This window comes from Parabacteroides sp. PF5-6 (assembly GCF_029504695.1).
Classification (GTDB): domain Bacteria; phylum Bacteroidota; class Bacteroidia; order Bacteroidales; family Tannerellaceae; genus QVMG01.
The window spans coordinates 1-25,236 of record NZ_JAQFIN010000022.1; the positions used below are offsets into that span (position 1 = coordinate 1).

Genomic DNA, 25,236 nt, shown 5'->3' on the forward strand with positions numbered 1-25,236 from the left:
ACCCCGGGCTGATGTATTACGCGCTTTCAGCGCTCATTGTCCTTTCAGGACGATCGTACACAAATCCTGACTCATAGTTAATCATTTAATCAGTAAAATCAGAGTTCAGAAATTTCCTTCGATGCGAATGGATCTTACGGATTTCTAAATCATTGAAAATGAATCGTTAATATTCTCTTCAGAAACTACCGGTAGTGAAGATTTTTGAAGCCGCATAGCGGCTATCTGTATCCAGCCCCGTGCGGAAGCGCGGGGTCATGGATATCCCAATCAAACAGCGCCACGTAGTGGTGCTATGTAGGTGGATGACAAACATATAGCACCACTACGTGGCGCCTTCCCTTTTTATATACCCGCACCCCCGCGCTTCCGCACGGGGCTGTATACAGTTGGCCGCTATGCGGCCTCCAGGGCGGTAGCGAAAAAAAAGGATGTGCCGGTTGGCACATCCTTGAGTGAAAAAATCTGTTTTGATTTCGCTATGATATAATTATTGGAAAAAAGAATATAGCGTCCGGGTTTTTTCTTCAATTTAAGCTTAATGTATAATTGACCAGCCGGATCATGTCCGGGGTTTGTTTCGTGTCGATCTTTTCCTCTTTGGCGAAGGTTTCTATGTTGTCTTTAAGTTCAGGAAGGAGCTTCGATAATTGTTTGCTGTTTTTAAATCGCTGTAATTTGCCATTGAGGAGTAAGTAATAGTCGTTGTCGTTTTTACGTTCGTAGATCTCGGTGTAATTCACTTCTTTGTCGACGGAGTGGATACCCATGGATTTGAGACTGATCGTTTCCACCCGGGCTTGTGTCGTGGCGCCTAATGCACCGCGTGAACCGATATTCACATCCTTCAATCGCCAGTGGATATAGAGTGTGCCGTTCTCCAACCGGACCTCATCCAGAAAAGACGCTCCATGCGTAATGAATTTCCGTTCTCCTTCCCATACGATGCTGTCGATCATCTGGATATGGGTCAGCTCCATCAATTCGTCGTTCTGCATGAAGTACATCCGCCCTTTAGCCCCGTCGTAGTTCATCGGAGCGATGGTGATCGAACGGTTCTTGAAATAGACCTTAGCCTCCGTAAAATCTTTAAAGATAAAGATCGTATGGCTCTGTGCCGAAAGACCGGCCGCAAAAGCCAAAAGGAGTAGGAGTGGAAGTCCAATTCTTTTCATGGAACGATAGTTTGATTGATAAGAAACACGCGATAACACAGATCAGGCAGATCTGTGTTATCGGTGTCTTTAGCGTTTTAGTTATGACCGGCACCCCATTCCGGAGCGTTCTTGTCGGACCATACGCGTTCGTCGTGCAGGATCTTGGCATTACCCGATCCGCTGGATGTCGGCGTGAAGCCCTGCTCCTGGTAGTTCGCCATCTTGATTGAGTACATCAAGTCGGTTTCTACCGGCAGACCCGTATCGAAACGACGAGGAATCATGTTCACCGGCATATCGGTGTACACTTCACGTGCCAGTATGTTTGAACCGATCTTCGGATAACCCGAGCGACGAGAAGTAACGTATTGCTCGTTGGGATACAGGGTGAAGTTCAATAATTGCTGGATATAGATCTTCTCCATTTTCTCAGCAGCCGTACCCGTAAAGGCATAAGCGGCGCCTTGCATCATGGTTTCGATTTCACCGTTCTTCAGATCGATCACTGCTTCGTTCGGGTCGTAATTGTAAGTTGTCCCGTAATAAGCAATTTCGTTCAACCCGGCTAATTTATCATATTCCTGTACGGAAAGGGCTAAAGCCTTGTCGTAATACGTTTTTGCTGCCGATTCGTTTCCGTCGCGCATCGCAAATTCAGCTAAGTACAGGTTGACTTCAGCCGCACCCAGGTATAAACCATACCAGGGACGATCTTTGGAAGGGATAGATACCACATCACCCGGCGCAGTAGGAACGGAAACATTATAATAACGTCCGATTACCATCTGATGTTGGAACTGGGAGTAAGTGATATACGATTTTTCACCTTGTCCGCTCTCATCAGCAATCTTTTGATCGTTGTAGCGGTAGTACCAACTGTATTTAGACATCCCTTGCGAGTTGTATTCGGTGGGGAAGCCATAGTAGCGTACCCAAGGTTCACCCGCGCCTTTCCAGGCTACGAAAGTCTTTTTACCGCTGGCATCCGTCGTGTATTCCACGTTCTTCTCAATGAAATCAGGGATCTCACGTCCTCTGTCGTAATAAGCCTGTACAATCTTTGAGTTCCAGTTGTTTTTCCGGTAGCAGAAACGTACACGGGGGTCTAAGTTCTCAAGCATAAGATCCAATACCTGTTGTCTGCCGGCTGTTCCATCCAAGAAGCCGTTGCTCCAGTGGTAGACTACGTCTTTATTGTCTGTTGAGATTGTCAATGCCTTGTTAAACAGGATCGCATCATTCATGGAGTCGATGTATCCGCAAGAAGCGCTGGTGACTTCCGATACGATTTGTTTGGCTTTCGACTGATTTTGTGCCAACAAGCGAACAGCAATACGCAGCTTCAGGGAGTTCGCAAATTTAGCCCACTTCTTTAAGTCTCCATTGGCCACCACATCCTGTGAGGACACAAATGTTTGATTGGGCGATTCGAATGTGCTGATTGCTGTGTTCAGCTGTTGCAACCAGAGTTCGTAAAGCGATTCCACACTGTCGTAAGCCGGTGTGATCGTTCCGCCGTAAGCAGCGCGGCAAGCCTCGGTATAAGCAATATTACCATACATATCGGTGGCGAAGATCCCCAGATAGACCGTCAATACTTCCATTGCGGATTGATAAGCTGCATATTGAGCGGATTCTTCTTCCGGAAGCGTCGAACGGTAGTTTTCCAGGTCGCGTACATAACGTAATGTGTTGATATAGCGATCTTCCTGGTCACCTGTTACGGTGGTAGTCAGAATAGCCGTAGTCATCCCACCGGTCGGTACAGCCATCTGGTTCCAGTTGTACATCATCGGAGCGTTGTAGAACCAATAGGTATAACCGCTCGGATCAAAGACATTTACAGCCTGTGCGAACAAGTAACCGGCATTCGGATTGGTTACAGCCGATTTGTCCTGATTCATGTCTGCGAAGTCGTCGGCACAACCGCTCAACAGGGTCGTTCCCAAGACACACGCAGCTAAAAATGATTTATTTAATTTCATAATCTTCATAATTTAAATGAGTCGTTTGTTAGAATGTTACATTGATCGTAAATGTATAGTTAGCCACATACGGGTTGGCTGAACGGATCATAAACTGTCCGGCTTGCGTACCACGTACCGATTCGGGGTTGATGTTGTTCGGCAATGAGTTCAACAGGTAACCCAGGTTACGTCCGGCAGCGGTTAAAGTCATGCCGTTTGAGCCGATCTTCTTGCAGATATGCATCGGCATACGGTAGCTAACGGCGATCTCGCGCAATGCGATGTAGTTGAGTTCTTTGAACCAGGCATCGTTGATCGTACCGGTTCCCCAGGCGTTGTTCCAACGGGTCCAGGAGCTGGCATGTTGATAGTCGACCAGACCTTTGTTGAACAGGCTTTCATACGTTTCGCCACCTTCGGCAACGGTATAAGAACCGCTCGGTGTGTTCAGTGTCGTTCCACCCTGGATAATACCGACCGGCATATATCCGTCGTGATAGGTTTTACCGTCCCAGATGGAAGTAAAGGTAGTCCCGCCGTTTTCAGTATCGCGATATTTCATAGATTCTTCCAGGAATCCGTAAGCCGTACCATACTTCGAGTTGTAGATCGCTACATGACCTCCGAAGCGGAAGTCGAACTGTGCGCGCAGGCTCCAGTTTTTGTACGTCAGGCTGGTGTTCAGACCGCCTTCGAAGTCGGGCATCATCGAACCTACTTCCTGTACTTCACCCGCTCTTTCGTGATAGACCGCATGCATATTATTATAGTTGTAATAAGCGGTTGACAATACCGGCAGGCCGGTGTTTTTGTCGATCATCGGAGAGGAGTCAGACATCAATAATCCGTATTCGCCACCCACTTTGGCTACCGAACCGATACGGTAGTTACCATACGCCGGCATACCTTCCAATCCAATGTAGTCGGCTACGTTTTCGTGCAGTTCGACGATTTTGGATTTGTTCTTCATAAAGGTGAGGTTCAGGTCCCATACCCAATCCTTCGTCTGGATCGGTGTGGTGTTCAGGGCGATTTCAATCCCCTGGTTCTGGATATTACCGGCATTGATCAACTGGTTGCTGATACCCGATACACTCGGTACGGCAATCGACATGATCTGGTCTTTGGTATTTTCTTTGTAGTACGTGACATCGAAGCCAAAGCGATTGTTCACAAAACGCCAGTCCAAACCGACTTCCCAAGCATTCTTACGTTCCGGTTTCAGGTCGGTCGAATAGCTGGTGGTCGGGATTTCCAGACCATAGGTATTGCCTGAGTTGGTGGTCGATGTGATGATGCTGTATGCGGTATTGATCTTATATGAATCCGTATCATGACCCACTTGTGCCCATGAGCCGCGCAGTTTCATGAAAGAGATCCAATGCGGCAGGTCGTCGCGGAACGTTTCATGGATCAACCATGATGCCGAAACCGACGGGTAGAAATAAGAATAAGTACCGTGGCTGTCGGAATAAACCAATGAAGAAGACCAGTCGTTACGTCCGGTGATATCCAGGAACACTTGATCTTTATAGCTTACGCCTACTTGTCCGGCAACGGATAGAATTGTTTTCTCTCCTTGGATCTTACCGGAATAGGAGATGGGGTTTTTAGAGTTACCGATAAAGTATTGTCCGGGAACGATCAAGCCGCCGTTTGTATTTTCCGACATGGCCTGTTCGAAGTTATGGTAATACTCACCGCGCAGGAAGCCGTTGATTGCCCAGTCGCCAAACGATTTGTTGGCCAACAGGTTTACGTTGGCATTGGTCTGTTCTTTGGTGTAGAGTTCCATCTTGTAGCTACCCCCATCGTTGGCGTAACCCGAACCTAATTCTTTTTCTTCATACCGTTTGTAATAATAGTTGTAATTACCTTCAGCATTGAATTTCAGCCAGTCGGTCAGTTCAATATTTAACTTCAGGCTGGGACGTACGGAGGTCTCTTTCTGCGTGCGGTCGATTTCGTAGATGTTCCACCAGGTACCCCGGCCCGGAGCATATCCGTATTCATCCCCATAGGAAGAGCTGGCTAATCCACCGTGTGCTCCTTTGTAACGATTTCTCCAATAACGTGAATCGTACTGGCGGCTCCAGGTTCCGTCTAAGAATTTCTCCCCGAAATTGGTTTCACCGCCTTTAGGTGTTGAATTGGCAAAAGCGACACCGGCTTCCAGTTCAACCTTCTCGGTGATCTTGTGTGCGGCTTTGACCAGGAACGAGAGACGTTCGAAGCTGTTGTTCGGTGTGGTCCCGTTGGCATAACGATATGACAAAGAAGTGTAGAATGAGCTGGTGTCATTACTTCCCTGAACCGCTACGTTGGTGTTGGTGTTGAATCCATTATCGTACGCGTCGACAAAGTTGTTCTTCTTCGCGCTATACGGCGTAGATGTATAATCGAAGTTTTCGATCGGTTGTCCGTCGTAGGCCGGACCAAACGACAGGGTAGACTGTCCGATCAAGGAACGGTTTCCACTGGCGTTGTATTTGAACTGGTTCGTGTCCCATTGGATATAGTTCCCGTTCTCATCGGTGTTCAGATAGATGTTCCCCGCGTAGTTCCCGCTACCATATTTATTCTGGAAAGCCGGTCCGTCATAGACATGATCGATACCGAAGGTTTGCGAGAAGCTGATGCCTAACCCTTTTTTGCCTTTACCGGATTTCGTGGTGATTACGACGGCACCGTTCAGACCGCGCGAACCGTAAAGTGCGGTAGAAGCAGCTCCTTTCAGTACGGAGATCGTTTCGAAGTCGTCCGGGTTGAGGTTCTTCAGTTCATTCCCCCAGTCGCGGTCGGTATCCGTCCAGTCGGCATCCCCGTTCTTGGTGGCATTGTCTAAGATCACCCCATCGATCACATAAATCGGCTGGTTGTTTTTGTTTAATGTAGAAGCCCCACGGATCAGGATACGGGAAGAACCGAAGAGTCCCCCGTCGGAACCGGCGATCGAAACCCCGGCTACTTTCCCTTGCAGTGCGGAAACCGGGTTGATAACCGTCTTGGCAACCTCATCCCCTTTCAACTCCGTCATGGCGTATCCCAGCGCTTTGGTCGAGCGTTTCATACCCAGAGCGGTCACCACAACCTCATCCAGCGTTTGTGTATCTTCTCTCAATGTAATGTTTAATGTTGTTTGTCCGCTAACGACAATCTCCTGGGGGATATACCCGATAAAAGAGATCACAAGCGTTTGACCGTCGCTTACGTCAATAGAGAATTCTCCGTCAAAGTTGGAGATAGTACCAGTTGTGGTTCCTTTTACTGCGATAGATGCGCCGGCAACCGGACCAAAATCATCATTGATAACACCCGTTACCTTTCTTTTTTGTTGGGTAACTGCCATGCTTTCGTTCATCTGATTGTCCGCGGCATATACGTTTCCGGAGAAACAAACCGACGCAGCCAATGCAAATACACATAAAAACTTGTTTACTTTTGGCATAATGAATGGTTTAATTTAATTAATAAATGCTAAGTTTTAAGACTTAAGTAGGCTAATATTTAGCTGATTCCTTTAGTTTGCTTGTGTAAGGCTTCTATCCTTTTGAATGCGAAGCTAAAAAATGTTTATTTTAGTGAGGGGGTTAAAGTTTTCTATTCATTTATTTATTAGTTTTGTGAACGATTTTATAAGCAAAATGTACGATTTTGCTCTATCCACTTTCTTAAAAAAGGTGATTTGTTGGTTAAAAACGTATTTATTCAGGCAGGTATGCGGTGGCACATAGTACAAATATTAACAGTTCTTTTCTTTTATCCGGTTTGCCTTGCAGCACATGATATTCATTTCCAGACACTGGGAAGTGTACAGGGAATGTCGCAGTCGTCGGCTATCTCGATCTGGCAAGATCACCTGGGGCGTATGTGGTTGGGCAATGATGCCTTGAACTGTTATGATGGGGAAACGGTCGAGGTGTACCGTCTTTCCGATTATATAGAAGGTATTGAGGATGCCAATCTGCATACGATTACCGGAAATGACTCCCTTTTGTTTGTGATAGCCGAAACACAATTGATTCGTTTTGATCTCCAAACGGAGACCTTCGAAGCGCCGGATATACAGACTAATTCGATATTTTACAAAGACGGCTACCTGTATTATGCTTCGTCCGGATCGTTCTTCAGGTATGATGTCACGGACCGTTCGATCGAAGAGTTAATGCTTCTGCCTGTTGAGATTCCGGGTGTTCGGGCTATTGAGAGTTGTGGGGAGGATCGGTTTCTATTGGCTACTCCGGTGGGCGGTTATGTCTTGGATGTGAAAGCGAAGAGCGTGTTGGAGCGCTTGTTACCCGCCGAGGGGCTGGTGAGTCTGATGAAAGATTCGCACGATAATATCTGGATGACAACGCGAACCCGGGAAATATATATTGCCACCCATATACGTGCCGCTTCATTCGAACTTATACCGGTTGATATAAAAGATGAAAAGGTTAGGCAGACAGATATTTATTGCCTGGCGGAGGATGTGAACGGTTCGGTATGGCTGGGTACCATTTCCGGATTGTTTCAGGTCAGCCGGCCGGGACCTCTTTCCGGGAATACGCTGGAGACGCTGAATCATGTGATGCCGGAATCTTCGGTCTATTCCCTGTATTCCGACCGGCAGGGCACGTTATGGATCGGCTCCTACTCGGGCGATGTGCGGTATTTCAATCCTGAAGTGGATAATTACCTGTATTACAATACCGACGAGAGTCATCCCGACCGTTTGCACGGAGCGGTTATCGGCGGGATGGCCGAAGATAAAAACGGCAACCTGTATATCATCACCGAAGGCAGTGGCGTGAATATCTATAATCCTTCCACCCATAAGTTCGAACACCTCAAAAGGGAAGACGGCTTGAAGCACGACAAGATCAAGTCGCTCTGGTATGACGAGTATTACGACCGGGTGTTTTTCGGCGAATATATGCAGGGACTTTCCTGGTACGACGTGAAGACGAAGCGGATCCATTCGGTGGAAAGCGGTGCGTTGTCGACCCTCTACCAGCATATTATTGAAGAGATCATACCCTACCGCAGGTTCTTACTCTTGCTCACGCAGGACGGGATCTTTAGCCTGGACCGCGAAACCCTGGTTATCAGCGAACTGTTTCAGGAGCCGGAACTGAAAGAAGCCTGTTCGGGCATTATCCGTTCGATCCATATCGACGAGCGGGATGTCTTGTGGGTCTCTTCTTTTGAACGGGGCTTGTTTACTATCGATATGAAAACCCGGAAGATCCGGAAAAACTATGGCGACGGCTTGAAAGCGGGCAGTATTATCCCCAGTGCGATCCTTGACTTTGCGGAGAACCCTCAGAAAGGGCTCTTTCTGATCACTTTGAAGTCGGGTCTGTTGTTTTATGATCCGCAAATCGATAATTTCCAATCGATTACGGAAGAACAACAATTATTATTGAGTAATATCTGCTATAAAGCGGCTTTTAGTCATTACGGCAACCTGATCGTTACCTCCAATAAAGGAGTTTCCGTATTGAATAGTTCCTCGCGCGGACGGTTTAATGTGGTGCATCATTACCGTTTGTCTCCTTCGTTTCCTCTGGTTGCATTGAATGGAGATTGCGGCTTGTATTCTTCCCCTTCCGCCGACCGGATCTATATCGGTGGCTTATACGGCCTGTTCTCTTTCTCGGAGAAAGACCTGGGGGCGGGGCGCGACAACTATTCGCTTTATTTTTCCTCTTTGTGGGTCAATAACCGCTTGGTGTCGCCTTCTTCCGGGGTTGTTTCGCAGGGTTTGCCGCATACCGATAAGATCGTTCTGCCGCACAACCGGAACACGCTTAACCTGACTTTTGCTTCGACCAACTACCTTTCGACCCGTAACTCCTGGCATGAGTATAAGATGGAGGGGCTGGAGGATATGTGGACCCTTACGAATCACAAGAATATCATATTCAATTCGTTGCGCCCCGGTAAATATAAGCTGTTGTTGCGGGAGGTGGGCAACGAGAATAAAACGACCGGACTGGCTATCGTTATCAAGCCGCCTTTATGGGCTACCGCGCCGGCAATCTTATGTTATCTGGCCTTTCTGGCGCTTGCGTTATGGGCAATTATTAAGTTTAACAAGAGCAAAACCTCGCTGCTTGCTTCGCTGGAAGTCGAACGCGAAGAGTTTCAGAAGGTAGAGGAAGCCAACCGGAAAAAGACGGACTTCTTTATCAATATCTCGAATGAATTCCGGACACCCCTGACGCTGATCATGTCGCAGTTGGAACGTTTGTCGGCCGGATTGCCCGCGAAAGAGAAAAAACGGCTGGAGAAGATCGGTGTACAGACCCGCAGGCTGCAGGACCTTATTGCGGAGCTCTTGGATTTCCGGAAGATGGAGAATAACGCCCTGCAACTGCATGTGGCGAATTACAACCTGAATGATTTCCTGCGGACGATCTATACGACCTATGCCGATGTGGCGGAAGAGCGACAGGTGCATTACCGCTACCGGCAGTTGACGGAAGCGATCGAGATCTGGTTCGACCGCAAACAGATGCAGAAGGTCGTGTATAATTTTCATACGTTCATCTTCCGCTACGCCCAGCCTAAAGACCATATCGAACTGGTGGTGCACCTGCGTAACAAATGGGCGGAGATACAACTGATTTATGACGGCACGTTCCCCGACTATGACTCGATCAACTATCTGTTTATGCTGTTGAACGATGAATCGACCGGTAACCCCAACCTGTCTTTATTGCCCGAAGGTGGCATGGGGCTGGCGTTTACCCGGGGCATTGTGAAATTGCATCAGGGGCGGATCACCGTCGGGAAAGACGGGGATAAAACGTTATTCCTGATCTGTCTGCCGCTGGGTAATGCCCATTTCAGTCCGCGTGAATTGGAAACGGTACCGGAATCGCTGGAAGAAGAGGTCTGGGATAATCCGGTGGCGGAGGTGATCGAACCGGGTGAGCCGGAACCGGAAGAACTGGCTCAGGGCGTTGAAGATCTGCTCCCGGAGCCGGGCGAAAAGACGATGCGCCTGTTGCTTGTCGATCCGGACGATGAGATGCGTGCCCTGTTGAAAGATTCTTTTTCTTTCCTTTACGAGGTGATCGAATATACCCAGGGCAAGGCGGCCTACCGCTATGCCGAAGCGGAGCAGCCCGACCTGATCGTTACCGAGGTGAATGTGCCGGGAATGAATGGGGTTGAGTTTTGCCAGGCATTGAAGTCGAACATCAAGACACTGCATATCCCTTTGGTGGTCCTTTCTTCGCAGCCGACGGAAAAGCAGAAGACCGACTGTATCCGGAGTGGGGCGGATGCTTATATCGTCAAGCCGTTTAACCTGGAGTTTCTCTTGCTGCGTTGCAATTCCCTGGTGAAATACCGGAAGAAGATCCTTCGCCGCGAGTTGAGCCAACCGGCCGGAAGCGATGAATTTGATATCACTACCAATCTGCGCGACAAGAATTTCATGTTGCGTGCCAACCAGGTGATCGAAGAAAATATCGGTAACCCGGAATTCGATACCACCTTCTGGAGCAAAGCGCTGGGCATCAGTCGCACCCGCCTGTTTGCCCAGGTCAAGGATATCACCGGATTGACCCCCAATGATTATATCCTGCACCTGAAAATGGATAAAGGCCTTTCCCTGTTGAACGAAACGCCGCTGACCATTTCCGAGATCGCTTATCAGTTAGGCTTTTCCATACCCGCCTATTTCAGCAAATGCTTTAAGAAACAATTCGGAATCACCCCCGCCGAATACCGTCGGAATCAGAGCGGGAAATCATAAGGGGCATTCTCGGCGGCTTCCTCTTGTGTGTATGCGTAATTTTGTTTTCCTTTGCGGAAAAATCGGAAGAGTCACGCAAAACGACTAAATTTGAATGAATCTTATTGTTGAGCAAGGGAATACCACGACGAAAGTGGCTGTGTATCATCAGGGGCAGATCGAAAACTCCTGGGTATATAAAGACTTTAGATGTGAGCTGTTGGCTGCATTGTTCGATCAGTATCCGTTGAAGCGGGGTATTCTGTCGTCGGTGATTGAAGTCGGTGAAGACTTATTGGCTTGTCTGCAGCACCGTTTAAACGATTTTATTCTTTTGGATGAGAATACCTCATTGCCGGTCCGGGTAGGGTATGAGACGCCACAGACATTGGGGCGCGATCGTTTGGCCGCGGCGGTAGGCGGATACACCTTGCAACCGGACAAAGATCTTTTGATTATCGATGCCGGCACGGCGGTTACCTATGATGTGGTCGAGGCCTCAGGGCTTTATCTGGGCGGAAATATCTCACCCGGAATGACTACCCGTTTCCGGGCTTTGCATGAGTATACGAAGAAGTTGCCGTTGGTCTGCGAAGCGGAAAATATGCCCTTTATCGGGACGAATACGACGACTGCAATTCAGGCGGGAGTCGTGAATGGTCTTGTGTTTGAAATGGATGGATATATCGATGAACTACGCCTAAAATATCCTAATCTTTTTATTTTTTTAACAGGTGGTCATTCGATTTACTTGCAGGGACGCTTAAAAAACCGCATCTTTGCAGACATTAATTTAGTGTTGACAGGCTTAAATAGAATCTTAGAATATAATGTTGAAAATTAGCAGGGTAGTAATTATAAGCATTCTTATAGTCACTCAGTTATCAGTGTGGGCACAGAATAATACCAATTCACCTTATACCCGTTTCGGGTATGGTGAGATTGCCGACCGCTCGTTTGCGGCAGGACGTGCCATGGGGGGGATTGGTATAGGATTACGTACGGGAAAGCAGGTGAACGCACTCAATCCCGCTTCGTATACCTCTATGGATTCTATGACTTTTATCTTTGATATTGGTGCGCATTTGCAGTTTTCCCGCTATACTGACGGGACAAACAAGGAAACCAACCGGAATGGGAATTTTGAGTATATGGCTATGCAGTTTCCCATCCATGAGCGGATGGCAATGAGTATTGGCTTAATTCCCTATTCCTTTGTGGGTTACCAGTTTGGCGAAGCGGTGAGCGAAGGCGATTTGGCCTATACGGAAACATTTATTGGCTCAGGCGGATTAAACGAAGTGTACGGAGGATTGTCTATTGATATATGGAAGAAGCGTCTTTCAGTGGGAGCTAACGTTGGTTACCTGTTTGGTACCACCACCCATCAGCAAAATGTGGTTTTCCCAACCGGAAGCGCGGGCAATAACATCGTGAAGAAGCAAGATCTTGAAGTGCGTGATCTCAAACTGGATTTCGGAATGCAATATACCCATCCGTTGAGCGCGACAGAGAGTGTTGTTTTGGGTGCTGTTTTCTCGCCGGCGAGAAACTTGAATGCTACGTATTACGATGTGCTTCAGGTTGGCAATACATTGGAAAAATCGGATACGATAACCAGCCAGCGCTTTGATCTGCCCAACACATTCGGTGTGGGTGCTTCGTATATGAAGAAGAACAAATGGGTTATAGGCGCCGATGTGATGTATGAAACCTGGGGTGAGGCGCATTTCCTCGACCAGAAAGGGCGGTTCGACGATCGCTTGCGTATCGCTGGAGGTGCAGAGTATATCCCCGATATCCTGGCACGTAATATTTTCAAACGGATGCGTTACCGGGCCGGGGCACATTACAGCAACTCGTACACGACTGTCGACCTGAGCGAAGGTCAGTATGGCTATAAAGAGTATGGTGCGAGTGTGGGTTTCGGGATTCCGATCAGAACCGGATTTAGCTCCGATGATAACCGTTCGATTATCAATCTGTCTTTGGAGTATGTGAAGGTAAAGCCTGAACTCAGCTCGATGATCGATGAACAATATTTTCGCATCACGTTGAACCTTACATTCAATGAAATGTGGTTCCGTAAGCTCAAAATTGATTAATGGAAAAACTTAATAAATAGGAACAGATTATGAAAGTCAAAGTATTTTTAACAGCTCTGGTCGTCACATTGGGCGCATTCGGAGCTTACGCACAGAAGGGAGTAGACAATGGTACTCAGTACGGATCTGGTGAAGACAGTGTTCGTTGCGTACAGAATTTGAGTCTCTATGTGCCTTACGCTAAAGCTGGAAACTACAAGGATGCTTATGAATTCTGGAAAGCAGCTTTCGATGAATGTCCTGCCGCAAATAAAGACCTTTATTTGTATGGAACCAAGATTGTTGGCTGGGAGATCGCTAACGAGAAAGACCCGGCTAAGAGAGATCAGTTGATTGATAAATTGATGGGCGTTTACGACCAACGTATCAAATATTTCGGCGATGACCGTCGTTACGGAACCGACTGGATCGTTTCCCGTAAAGTGCAGGATTATATCCAGCAAAAAGGGCAAAACCTGGATCCCAACGTGGTTTATAACTGGTTGAAACCGATCCTCGATCAATACGGCGACAAGACCGAAGCATTGGCTGTTTCTTATTATATGTTCGGTTCGCATCAATTGTTGATTAAAGATCCGGAGAATATGAAACCGCAATATATCGACGATTATCTGCGCTCTTCGGCTATCCTGGATGCCCAGTTGGCTGCTGCCAAAGCTGCGGGTAACGAAAAAGAAATCACTACACTGACAACGTTCAAGACCGGTATCGAAGGTGGTTTTGCCGCCAGTGGTGCTGCCGATTGCGAAACGTTGCAGAATATGTATGCCGAAAAGGTAGAACAGAATAAAGAAGATATGCAGTTCCTGCAGGAAACATTGGCTTTGTTGAAACGTTCACGTTGTACGGATGCCGATGTGTATATCGCTGCTTCCCGCTATGTGCATGTGAACAATCCGACGGCTGAATCGGCTGTAGGTCTGGCCAAACAATCGGTACGCGACAAAGATTACGAAACGGCTATCAAATATTTCGAAGAAGCCGCTACACTGGAAGCTGAAGCCGATGCGAAAGCCGACGATTATTACATGATCGCCTTGTTGATGCACGAACAAAACAACTACTCACGCGCCAGACAATATTGCCTGAAAGCGATTGAGCAAAATCCGAACTACGGAAAAGCCTATATCCTGATCGGTAATATGTATGCCAGCACAGCCAAGTCTGTTTATCCCAACGATGCGGTATTGGCGAAGGTAGTTTATAATACGGCTATCGATAAATTCGAACGCGCCCGCCAGGTGGATCCTGAGTGTGCAGAGGATGCCAATCGTTTTATTAATATTTACCGGGCTCACCTTCCTTCAACAGAAGATATTTTCATGCATCCGGATCTGGAGAAAGGAAAAGCATTTACTGTAGGTGGCTGGATCAATGAGCGGACAACGATTCGTTAAACATGATTGAAAGACGTACTGATCGTCAAACGAAACTTATGGGCATAACAACTATCCTCGGGATGGTTGTTATGCTTCTTCTTTTATCCGTGTCGTGTGGTGGTGACAAAAAAGAAGTGGTCGCCGTAGCCTTCGATCCGGAGAATACCTATACGATGCGCACGACAGAGATTATGTCGCTGATCTCCGACTCGGGGGTAACCCGTTACCGGGTCACTTCCGCCGAGATGCTGATCTTTGACAAAGCGGCGGATCCTTACTGGTATTTCCCGCAAGGCGTTTATTTCGAACGATTCGATAGCCTGTACACGACCGATATCAGTGTCAAAGCGGATACGGCGTTCAACTGGTACAATAAGAAGCTATGGAAACTGATCGGCAATGTCGATGTCAGAAACCAGGAAGGCGATCGTTTCGAAACGGATACGCTCTATTGGGATGAAGTCGCTGAACGGATCTATTCCGAAGCCTTTATGCGCATCACCCGGGCGGATCAGATCCTGACCGGTATCGGTTTCGAATCCAATCAGAACATGACCAAATACCGGATCAAACGGCCGCAAGGCTCTTTCCCGGTACAGGAAGAGGAATCGACGGATACGACTACGGTAGAGAAAACGCCCGAAGTGGCTCCGGCACCGATAGGCCTTCCTCCGGTACAGCGCGAAAGGCCGCAACGCCGTATCGTACCCCCTCCCGCAGCGAAAGATTCGCTGATGCATGCCGCCGAAGAAGAGGAACTCCCTGTTCCTGTCTCCGAGGAAACGGAGGAGGAAATCTTACCTATTGAAGAGTAAATGAATTGAAAGTGAAGTGAGCCAGGTTCTTGTGTACATATTAATATCCCTCGTCTTTTCCGCTTTCTTCTCCGGAATGGAAATTGCTTTTGTCTCGTCCAATAAACTTCGTTTTGAGATGGACCGGGAGCGAAAAACGTTTTCCAGTCGTATACTGAGTATCTTTTATAAGAATCCCGGGAATTTTATTTCCACCATGCTGGTCGGCAATAACATTGCCCTGGTTGTTTACGGCTTGCAGATGGCTATTCTGTTGGAGCCGTTTATCGCCCGTTTCGTTTCGAATGAAGCCTTGATCGTCTTGATTCAGTCTATACTGTCGACGATCCTGATTCTTTTTACGGCAGAGTTTCTTCCCAAGGCAATCTTTCGGATCAATCCGAACTTCTCCCTCAACCTGTTTGCCGTACCTTTGTTGATCCTTTATATCCTTCTTTATCCGGTCTCCCGCTTTGCCTCTTTCTTGTCTTATATCCTGCTCAAGATTGTCGGGGTAAAGAATCTGAAGAGCTCTGCCCAGAAGGCATTGGGTAAGGTGGATCTCGATTACTTCATCCAGCAGAGCCTCGAGAAGTCGAGCGAACGCAATACGATAGAAACGGAAGTGAAGATCTTCCAGAATGCCCTGGACTTCTCGAATGTGCGGCTGCGCGATTGTATTGTGCCGCGTACGGAGATTGTGGCCTGCGATACCTCGACTTCGGTCAACGAACTGCGGAACCGGTTTATTGAGACCGGTTTGTCGAAGATCGTGGTCTACAAAGAGAATATCGATGATATTATCGGTTATATCCATTCCTCCGAACTGTTTAAGCATCCCGAAGACTGGACGCAGAGCATCCAGGAAGTCTCTATCGTGCCGGAAACCATGGCGGCAAACAAACTGATGAAAGCGCTGATGCAGGACAAGAAAAGCCTGGCGGTGGTGGTCGATGAGTTCGGCGGAACAGCCGGGCTGGTCACGCTCGAAGACCTGGTGGAAGAAATCTTCGGCGAGATCGAAGACGAACACGATACGCGCTCGCATATCGCCAAGAAGGTGGCCGACGACGAATACCTCCTTTCCGGGCGGGTGGAGATCGATACCTTGAACGAAATGTTTACCCTCGATGTGCCGGAGTCCGACGATTATGTGACCATTGCCGGTTATATCCTGAACAATTACCAGAGCTTCCCCAAGCTGAACGAAACGATTACGATCGATAAATATTCCTTCAAAATAATCAAGATGACGGCTACAAAGATCGAATTGGTTCGCATGAAAGTGTTTGAATAGTAAAAAAAAGAGTTGAAATGATGTAACAATTCCTTTTTTTTGTATCTTCGCACCCTTAAAAAGCGCAGTGTATTTTTGCAAAGAATAATAATTAAATAAAATAGAAAACGATAAATGGCAACGCTGGAAAAAATTAGAAACAAAGCCGGGCTCCTGATCATTGTAGTCGGGGTTGCTTTGTTTGCTTTTATCATTGGTGACTTTTTGAACTCAGGTTCAACCTATTTCAGACAGAATCATGAAAAGATCGCCTCGGTAGATGGTGAAGTTATTACCATTCAGGATTATCAGGCACGTATCGACGAAATGTCGGAAGTGTACAAGATGCAGACCGGAAATTCAAACCTGTCGGAAGAGATTGTGACAAACATCCGTGAGTCGGTTTTCAGTTCTATGGTACAGGAAATGGTACTGGGTGTGACTGCTGAAAAACTGGGGCTGGAGGTTAGCGCTGAAGAACTGTTTGATATGGTACAGGGTGAGAATATCTCTCCGGTAATCCGTCAAATGCCGATGTTTCTGAATGAAGTCGGCCAGTTTGATAAGATTGCTTTATTGAACTTCCTGAAAGCGATCGATGATGATCATATTGCCAGCTATCCGGCAGATCAGCAGATGCAATTGCTTCAGATGCGTAATTACTGGTTGTTCTGGGAAAAGAATATCAAGAACCAGCGTTTGGAAGAAAAATACACCAACCTGTTGACGAAAGCCATTTCGGCCAATAAGCTGGAAGCTGAAGATAATTTTAAGGCGATTTCGGAAACAAGCGATATCGTTTACGCGATGCAAAACTATGCTTCCATTCCGGACTCTACCGTTCAGGTGAGTAAGAGTGAAGTGGAGAAACTATACAACCAACGCAAAGAAGCATTCAAACAGGCTGAATCCAAAGTGTTGAGTTATATCTCTATTGATATTGTTCCCAGCGCTGAAGACTTTGCCAAAGCACAGGCGGATATCGAAAGCTTGAGAGCTGAATTTACCGCTTCTGCTAATGTGGCTGATCTGGTGAACGAGAATTCGGACGTTCCTTATACGGATGCTTTCTTCTCTGTCAATTCCTTTGATGAAGCGCTTAAAGAATTTATTGCTACTGCTGAAGTAGGTGATGTGGAAGGTCCTCTTTTCGCCGATAATAAATACCGTATGTTCAAGTTGGTCGACAAAGCAATGGCTCCCGACTCGGTTAAAGTAAGCCATATCATGTTGGCCGGAATGACTGATGCCCGGACTGCCGAACTGACCGACAGCTTGATCGGTGTTTTAAAAGGCGGTGCTGATTTCGGAGATATTGCCCGTGAGTTTTCTATGGACCAGGCCGCTCAAATGGGAGGCGAACTGGGATGGTTTACCGAGGTAAACGCCCTGAGAGGTATCAGCGAAGACTTCAAAAACGCGGTGTTCTCAGCAAACGTGAACGAACTGAAGACGGTAAAGACCCTGTATGGAACCCATATCGTGAAGGTTACCGAGAAGACCTCTAACGTACAGAAATATAAAGTGGCGGATATTGAAATGGCCGTGTCGCCCAGTTCAGAGACCTACAGTAATCTGTATAATAACCTGAACCAGTATCTGTCGGCAAACAATACGCAGGCTAAATTCGAAGAAGGAGCACAGGAAGCAGGCTTTAGCCTGATTAAGGATGCAACGGTAACGAAGAGCGACCAGACACTCGGGTTCTTGCCAAGCTCTCGCCAGGTGGTTCGCTGGGCTTTTGAAACCGATAAAGGCAAAGTATCCGATATCTTCGAGTGCAACGATAAGTTTATTGCCGCGGTGATGAAAGGAACTGTTCCTGAAGGTTATCGTTCGGTAGCTTCCGTTACTTCTCAGTTGGAGAGCGAACTCAGAGCGCAGAAGAAAGGTGAAATCATTGCACAGGATCTTAAAGCTAAAAACCTGACATCGGTTTCGGCTTATGCACAGGCGATGAACTCCAAGGTTGACTCGGTTAAATTCGTCGGATTCAATACGTCACGTATTTCCGGAATCGGGGTAGAGCCTAAAGTGAATGCTGTTGCTTTCGCTTCTCCGCAAGGACAGGTAAGCCAGCCGATTGTCGGTACGAATGGCGTCTATGTGCTTGAGGTGACGGGCAAAAACAAAGATGATCGCGCATACGATGAAGCTGAACAGCTCAATACGATCAATTCCGCCAATAGCTACCGTTACGGTTTCTCTGCTATCCGGGCTTTGGTTGATCAGGCAAGTGTAATCGATAATCGCATACGATTCTATTAATCCGAAAAGTGATTTTCTTAAATACCCTAAGAGTCCTGAGAGTCCTAAGCGTTTAGGCCTTTTAGGACTCTTAGAGTTTTAGGAGTTAAAAACAATCTCAATGAAACAAAAACGCCCCCTCCTGGGCATGACTTTAAACGAGCTGAAAGCCGTTGCCGCAGAGGCCGGACTGCAAGCCTATGCGGCGAAGCAAATGGCCGATTGGCTTTATCAAAAGCGGATTACGGACATCGCTGAGATGACCAATATCGCAGCCGCCAAACGGGCTCTTTTGGCCGAAAAATACGAAGTAGGCGCCTATCCCCCTGTTGAGTCGATGAATGCTGTCGACGGAACAATCAAATACCTCTATCCTGTCGGAGCGAAGGACGCTATCGAGTCGGTCTATATCCCGACCGACGACCGGGCGACCCTTTGTGTCTCTTCCCAGATCGGTTGCAAGATGAGTTGCCTCTTCTGCATGACCGGCCGGCAAGGCTTCTCGGGCAATCTGACGTCTCATGAGATTATCAATCAGATCCAATCCCTGCCGGAATACGAGAAGCTTACCAATATTGTGTTTATGGGCATGGGAGAACCTTTGGATAATCCCGATGAGCTGTTTAAAGCGTTGGAGATCTTGACCTCCTCCTATGGATACGGTTGGAGCCCCAAGCGCATAACCGTGTCGACCATCGGCGTACTCAAAGGATTGAAGCGCTTCCTCGACGAGAGCGAATGCCATCTGGCCGTTAGCCTCCATTCTCCTTATCCGGAGGAGCGCCTGTCGCTTATGCCGGTGGAGAAAGCGTTCCCGATGTATAAGGTGTTGGAACTGCTCCGGGGCTATGATTTCAGCCATCAGCGGCGTGTCTCGTTCGAGTATATCGTGTTTCGCAACCTGAACGACAGTCCGCATCATGCCCGTGCTCTTGGCGCGTTGTTGAAAGAGATACCCTGCCGGGTCAATCTGATCCGTTTCCATGCCATTCCGGATAGCGACCTCGAAAGTTCGGATCTGCGGCGCATGGAAGCGTTCCGGGATATCCTGAATGAGAAAGGTGTAACCTGCACGATCCGCGCTTCCCGGGGCGAGGATATTATGGCCGCCTGCGGCATGCTTTCTACAGAGAGGAAAAGAAAATAAAGCTTTCTTCGAAAAAAGAATTATTTTTGTATGGAATAACAAGAAAAAGAACATCTATAGTACGAATCATTAAAAAAAGAAACACGATATGAAAACACAGATCAATCTATTGGCTATGCTGATGCTTCTTTTCCTGGCTGCATGTAATAATACGCCTTTGGGCAAAAGGGCTACCGGCTTGGCTTATGAGGTGGTAGTCACGATGGATGCCGGCGCCTGGGAAGGCGAAGCCGGACAGGCCGTGAAGAATGATTTACTGGCTCCGGTGCCCGGATTGCCGCAGGCCGAACCCTCCATGCGTATCACTTTTGCCCGTCCGTCCGACTTCAATGGCTTGCTTACTTATGTGAAGAATATAGTTATCGTCGATATCAATTCAGCCCGCTACACCAAAGTGTCTATCTCCGGCGAAAGAAACCGCTGGGCCGACGGGCAGCTGGTACTGACACTTCATACGCCTGACGCTAACACCCTGGTGCAATACCTCAACGAACACCCGCGCGTAATGGTCGATCTGTTCACCCGCGAAGAGATGAGCCGGGGCATGAAACTGCTCGAAACCGATTATAGCCGGGACGTGTTCAGGCAATTGAGCGAACAATTGAATGTGACATTGAGAGTGCCGGGCACGATGAGCTTCTCTAAGTCTGGCCAGGACTTTTTCTGGTGTTCGAACAACGCGGGCACCGGACGTACGGATGTGGTGGTCTACGCCTTCCCTTACCGGGATGCGGATACCTTTACGCGCGACTATCTGGTGGCCAAAAGAGACTCGGTGATGAAAGCGAATATGCCGGGTGCATTCCCGGATTCCTATATGGCCACGGAGACTCGTTATGTCTTACCCGAATACAAAGCGATCACGCTCAACGACCGTTATTGCGGCGTGTTGCGTGGCTTATGGCGTATGCAGGGCGATATGATGGGCGGCCCGTTCGTCAGCCATGCCCGTCTCGACGAAGAAAACAACCGGGTAGTCGTAGCCGAAGTATTTGTCTATGCGCCTGAAACCGATAAAAGAAATTATATACGAAGAGGAGAGTGCTCTCTTTATACCTTGCAGGTGCCGGGCGACGGTACGCGCTTGCCCGAGATCAGTGTGGTGCCCGGAGGTGAAGAGTGAAGAGAGGGCTGACGCTTAAATAATAAAAAGAATGGAAGAAAAGATGATCAAGGTGGGCATTACCCACGGGGATATTAATGGCATAGGTTATGAAGTGATTTTAAAGACATTCGGCGATACGCGTATGACGGAGATTTGTACGCCTGTCATCTACGGATCGACCAAGGTCGCAGGCTTTCATCGCAAAGCCCTCGAGCTGCCTCCTGTGAATATGAATACGATCTCCCGTGCCGAAGATGCGGGCATCAACCGGGTGAATGTAATCAATTGCATCCCGGATGATACGAAGATCGATCTGGCCTTGTCGACCCCTATCGCCGGCGAAGCGGCATTCAAAGCCCTTGAAGCTGCCGTCAAAGATCTCAAACAGGGATCGATCGATGTATTGGTGACCGCACCGATCAATAAAAACAATATCCAGAACGATCAGTTCCATTTCCCCGGCCATACCGAATACCTGCAAGAATGTTTCGGCGAAGAAGACCGCAAAGCGCTGATGATCCTGATGACCGAAGAGCTGCGGGTGGCGCTGGTGACCGGGCATATCCCCCTGGCGCAGGTCGCTTCTACCCTTACGCCGGAAGATATCCTGCACAAATTGGCGCTGTTCAATCAATCGCTGAAAGAAGATTTCGGGATTATCAAGCCCCGTATTGCCGTACTTTCGCTCAATCCCCATGCCGGAGACGGCGGACTATTGGGTACGGAAGAGGAAACAATTATCAAACCGGCCATGGAGAAAGCCGAAAAGCAAGGCATAATGGCTTTCGGACCTTATGCTGCGGATGGTTTCTTCGGGGCGCAACTGTATGAGAAGTTCGATGGCGTATTGGCGATGTACCACGATCAGGGATTGGCTCCTTTCAAGACGTTGGCGATGAAAGACGGTGTCAACTTCACGGCCGGCCTCTCGGTCGTCCGCACTTCGCCCGCTCATGGCACCGGTTATGATATTGCCGGGCAGAACAAAGCCTCCGAAGACTCTTTCCGTCTGGCGATCTACGCCGCCCTTGATATTTACCGCAACCGTTGCCGCTACAAAGAAGCAACCGCCCGCCCGCTCCGCAAACAATACTTTGATAAAGGAGCGGATAATGTCAAGCTCGATTTGACGAAAGATGATGAGATTTCTTAGGAGCCTTAGGAGCCCTAGGAATCCTAGGAACTCATAGGACTCCTCAGGAATAAAAAAAGCGTTGGAAAATCATTCCAACGCTTTTTTTTGGTGACCGCGACAGGATTCAAACCTGTAACCTTCTGATCCGTAGTCAGATGCTCTATTCAGTTGAGCTACGCGGCCGATCCGCAATGTTTTGGCAATCTCTTATTTGTAGTGACCGCGACAGGATTCAAACCTGTAACCTTCTGATCCGTAGTCAGATGCTCTATTCAGTTGAGCTACGCGGCCCTAGTTTTTAGGATTGCGAGTGCAAAGGTAGTCGTTTCTTTGTAAATTCCAAACCCTTTTTGGGAAATTATGAATTATGAATTATGAATTATGAGAATTCATCCGGATAGAAACGGCTCTCCGAGAAGAATTATTCTCATAATTCATAATTCATAATTCCCCGAAGGGGGCCTTAGTCGAGCATCTTCGGATTAAAGATCAGGAACCCGATATTGAGCCCGACATTGAAGTTCTTCCGCGGGTAGCTGTAGCCATTGGCGTAGAGGCTCATGGAGATGAACGGCAGTTGCACGACAAAGGCGGCTTCGCTCATGTATTCGAACGAACGCAGGATCTTACCGTAATAGGGTTTCTGCTCCGTATCTCTTCGGATCTCGTAGAAAGGGGCAAAGGCATACATATCGAGGCGTAGATGCGCGATCCGGCTGAGTTTCAGGATCGGGGATACGCCGCCCGCCAGGTACTGATTGGCGCGGAAAGCTTCGTTGAAGACGATCTGACTGTGCGGCGTCGGCGTAAAGGCAGGCGCCTGCAAGACCGATGCCGTGTAGTTATTCATCAGGTTCTTACTCGAAATAACGACTTCGCCGACCAAGCCCAGGTTCAGCCTGCGGTTCAATACGTGGAAATGTTCCCATCGCCCTTTCATCTGCAGCCAGCTATGCGTATTCCTCTCACCCGCTTGGGTCGAAGAGGAGGAGGGATCGAATTCTTCGCTTCCGGTGACGTAATGCGCCGTCAGGAAGCGCTGCGCCCCTGCTGTGGGGTACTGCTTGGCATTCAGGGTGTTCTGGGCAATGCTCAAGGAGAAGCTCAGGAGGTTGTAGTGCGTCCGGTCGAACGAGGCATCGGGGAAGGGCACACTGCTGCTCTGCAGGTAGCGGTCGCTCAACCGTCCGTAGGCCGCCCCGATCTCCGCTTTGGCTTTGTTCATAAAAGGCAGGCCGAAAGAGAGCTTCGCATAGTTCTCCGTTTGACGCATAATGGCGGGCACCACATCTTCATAGAAAAGCGACTGGCTCTCCGAAAAGTTCTTGCGCGAATACACGCCCCGAAGGTTCAGGTAGGAGGGTACCCGGGTCTGCAGGTACATCCGTCCGTCGAGCATGATGCCGCTGAATGAGTTCCCGACATGGAAATTGCCCCGGATCTCGGAAGCCACCTGTCCCAGGAACTGATAGCTCAGCCCGAGAAACAACTGATTGGCCTGGTGCGACGAGACATTCCCGCCGAAGCTGATCGAGAACTCATCTTTGATCGTCACATCGAGGTAAAGATCGAATTTCCCTTCCTCCCGGTTGTATATGGCATGTGGAATAATCTCCCGGATCTTCGAATAGGTCAGCATCTTGAAATACGCCCTTTTGAACTCCGCCATGGAGAACTCATCGTTGATATCCCTATGCAGTTGCGCCTCGATGTACGCCCGCTGGGCATCGGTCACCCCGGTGATATAGATATTCTTGAAGATCAATGGCGGAAGACTCGCTTTGTAGGCTCTTCGTCTCTGGTTGACCTCTTCCTGTGGCACCCTCCGGGTGATCCGCCCTTTGATGGAGTCCATCAGTGCCAGGGTGCGTTCATAGCCGATATCCATCAACTCCTGCGCCCGGGGGAAATCCAGGAGCGAGACATCCGTAAATTTGAAATGGATCTTCATCCCGTCCTCTTCCGGCAGATCGTAGTCGGTGCGTTGCATAATCATCGTTTCCAACTGATTGTACAAACTCTCCGACACCTTGCCCTGATCGGATCCGGCGACGGCCGAGCCGAAAATGAAATCGGGCTGGAAAGCATCTTTCATCGGCTTCACCGGGAAATTGTCGTAGATGCCCCCGTCGTAGAGCGGTACGCTGTCGCGCCATATCGGTTGAAATACAAAAGGAAAGCTCATCGACGCGCGCACGGCATCACCCAGGTCGCCATTGCGGAAGATAATCGCTTGTTTACCGTAGATATCCGACCCGACACAGCGGAAGGGCACGAAAAGATTATCGAAATTCCACCCCGCCTTAGCCGTCGCTTGGGCAAACAGGCCCATAAACGCCTGGTTCATCTGGATCGGATTGATCAGGCTCTGCGACATAAAGCTGGCCTTGACCTGCAGGGAGTCGGAGAAGTTGACGGAGAAATGCCCGAATTCCGGCGTCGGGTAGGGCTCCCGGAAATAATAACTGTATTCCTCTTCCACCGTTCCGCTCTGCCAGTAGCTGAACTCATCCGAAAGCAGGAGGTGAAGCATCTCATCCGGCGTATAGCCCATCGCATAGAGGCTGCCGATGATCGCACCGATAGAGGTACCCGTCACATAGTCGATCGGGATGCCGTTCTCTTCCAGCGCCTTGATCACTCCGATATGCGCCGCACCTTTCGCCCCGCCACCACTCAACACCAGGCCCACCTGTTGCGCCGGCAAAGCCAAACAGCTCGCCAGGAATAAGATTATAGAGAGTATAAATAGCTTCATATAACGAATCGGCTTTCGCACAAAAATAGGGCTAATTTCCCAATCTGCAAGTTGTCTACTTTCCTTATTTCAAAACATTGCACTTTGGCCGAAAAAACATTGCGCTTTGCTCGACCAAAGTGCAATGTTTATTTTGGATAGCCTACACATAAAAGTTTCACACCCCCCTTTCACCTTTCACCCGTTCACCAGATCCCTGTATTGATCAGCGTTTCGGGTGAAGGATGGAGGCTCCCCGAAAAAGGCCGGCAGGGTTTTGCAAAAGGCCGGCGGAGTTTTCCAAAAGGCCGCCGGAGTTTTCCAAAAGGCCGGCAGGGTTTTTCCAAAAGGCCGGCAGGGTTTGACCTCTCCTGAAATAGGTTTACAGTTTATGGTTTAATAACTGAATAAAGTTTACACAATTTATCTTATTCCTACGTTAGGTTTACATGGGT

The 25,236-nt window shown here is 48.4% G+C and carries 14 protein-coding genes and 2 tRNA genes; 10 read left to right on the plus strand and 6 right to left on the minus strand.

Going from position 1 to position 25,236, the window contains the following annotated elements; all coding sequences use genetic code 11:
- Positions 1–527: 527 nt before the first annotated feature.
- From M2133_RS15440 to M2133_RS15450, 3 genes are all read right to left on the minus strand, one after another.
- Complete coding sequence (locus tag M2133_RS15440) at positions 528–1,175, minus strand: hypothetical protein (RefSeq protein WP_277467098.1); 648 nt, start codon at positions 1,173–1,175, stop codon at positions 528–530.
- A gap of 77 nt (positions 1,176–1,252) precedes the next feature.
- The gene (locus M2133_RS15445; protein WP_277467099.1) at positions 1,253–3,142 is read right to left on the minus strand and encodes a SusD/RagB family nutrient-binding outer membrane lipoprotein; all 1,890 of its coding nucleotides are present in this window, start codon (positions 3,140–3,142) and stop codon (positions 1,253–1,255) included.
- A gap of 28 nt (positions 3,143–3,170) precedes the next feature.
- Positions 3,171–6,572: a SusC/RagA family TonB-linked outer membrane protein gene (locus M2133_RS15450; RefSeq protein ID WP_277467100.1), complete on the minus strand. Its 3,402-nt coding sequence runs from the start codon at positions 6,570–6,572 to the stop codon at positions 3,171–3,173.
- A 270-nt stretch (positions 6,573–6,842) separates the two neighbouring features.
- Between M2133_RS15450 and M2133_RS15455 the strand changes: the two genes are divergently transcribed.
- The 10 genes from M2133_RS15455 (at position 6,843) to pdxA (ending at position 22,062) form a co-directional block, all read left to right on the plus strand.
- Positions 6,843–10,877 (plus strand): hybrid sensor histidine kinase/response regulator, encoded by a 4,035-nt coding sequence (locus M2133_RS15455; protein WP_277467101.1) that lies wholly within the window; start codon positions 6,843–6,845, stop codon positions 10,875–10,877.
- A 94-nt stretch (positions 10,878–10,971) separates the two neighbouring features.
- Positions 10,972–11,700: a type III pantothenate kinase gene (locus M2133_RS15460; RefSeq protein ID WP_277467102.1), complete on the plus strand. Its 729-nt coding sequence runs from the start codon at positions 10,972–10,974 to the stop codon at positions 11,698–11,700.
- A 43-nt stretch (positions 11,701–11,743) separates the two neighbouring features.
- Positions 11,744–12,961 (plus strand): hypothetical protein, encoded by a 1,218-nt coding sequence (locus M2133_RS15465; RefSeq protein ID WP_277467103.1) that lies wholly within the window; start codon positions 11,744–11,746, stop codon positions 12,959–12,961.
- Between the two features lie 29 nt (positions 12,962–12,990).
- Positions 12,991–14,358: a hypothetical protein gene (locus tag M2133_RS15470; RefSeq protein WP_277467104.1), complete on the plus strand. Its 1,368-nt coding sequence runs from the start codon at positions 12,991–12,993 to the stop codon at positions 14,356–14,358.
- A 38-nt stretch (positions 14,359–14,396) separates the two neighbouring features.
- Positions 14,397–15,155, plus strand: a complete 759-nt coding sequence (lptC, locus tag M2133_RS15475; protein WP_277467105.1) for an LPS export ABC transporter periplasmic protein LptC — start codon at positions 14,397–14,399, stop codon at positions 15,153–15,155.
- A gap of 16 nt (positions 15,156–15,171) precedes the next feature.
- Positions 15,172–16,431 carry a hemolysin family protein gene (locus M2133_RS15480; RefSeq protein ID WP_277467106.1) on the plus strand — a complete coding sequence of 420 codons (1,260 nt, stop codon included), beginning with the start codon at positions 15,172–15,174 and terminating at the stop codon, positions 16,429–16,431.
- Between the two features lie 114 nt (positions 16,432–16,545).
- Positions 16,546–18,678, plus strand: a complete 2,133-nt coding sequence (locus tag M2133_RS15485; protein ID WP_277467107.1) for a SurA N-terminal domain-containing protein — start codon at positions 16,546–16,548, stop codon at positions 18,676–18,678.
- Positions 18,679–18,778: 100 nt separating this feature from the next.
- A complete protein-coding gene (gene rlmN, locus M2133_RS15490; RefSeq protein ID WP_277467108.1) occupies positions 18,779–19,804 on the plus strand; it encodes a 23S rRNA (adenine(2503)-C(2))-methyltransferase RlmN in 1,026 nt (341 codons plus the stop codon).
- Between the two features lie 88 nt (positions 19,805–19,892).
- Positions 19,893–20,927 (plus strand): DUF4837 family protein, encoded by a 1,035-nt coding sequence (locus M2133_RS15495; protein WP_277467109.1) that lies wholly within the window; start codon positions 19,893–19,895, stop codon positions 20,925–20,927.
- 31 nt (positions 20,928–20,958) lie between these two features.
- Complete coding sequence (gene pdxA / locus M2133_RS15500; protein WP_277467110.1) at positions 20,959–22,062, plus strand: 4-hydroxythreonine-4-phosphate dehydrogenase PdxA; 1,104 nt, start codon at positions 20,959–20,961, stop codon at positions 22,060–22,062.
- A gap of 88 nt (positions 22,063–22,150) precedes the next feature.
- Here pdxA and M2133_RS15505 read toward each other — a convergent pair.
- The 3 genes from M2133_RS15505 to M2133_RS15515 all read right to left on the minus strand — a co-directional run bounded on the left by M2133_RS15505 (position 22,151) and on the right by M2133_RS15515 (position 24,802).
- Positions 22,151–22,227 (minus strand) — tRNA-Arg (locus M2133_RS15505).
- Between the two features lie 34 nt (positions 22,228–22,261).
- A tRNA-Arg gene (locus tag M2133_RS15510) sits at positions 22,262–22,335 on the minus strand.
- A 172-nt stretch (positions 22,336–22,507) separates the two neighbouring features.
- Positions 22,508–24,802 (minus strand): patatin-like phospholipase family protein, encoded by a 2,295-nt coding sequence (locus M2133_RS15515; RefSeq protein ID WP_277467111.1) that lies wholly within the window; start codon positions 24,800–24,802, stop codon positions 22,508–22,510.
- Positions 24,803–25,236: the final 434 nt, after the last annotated feature.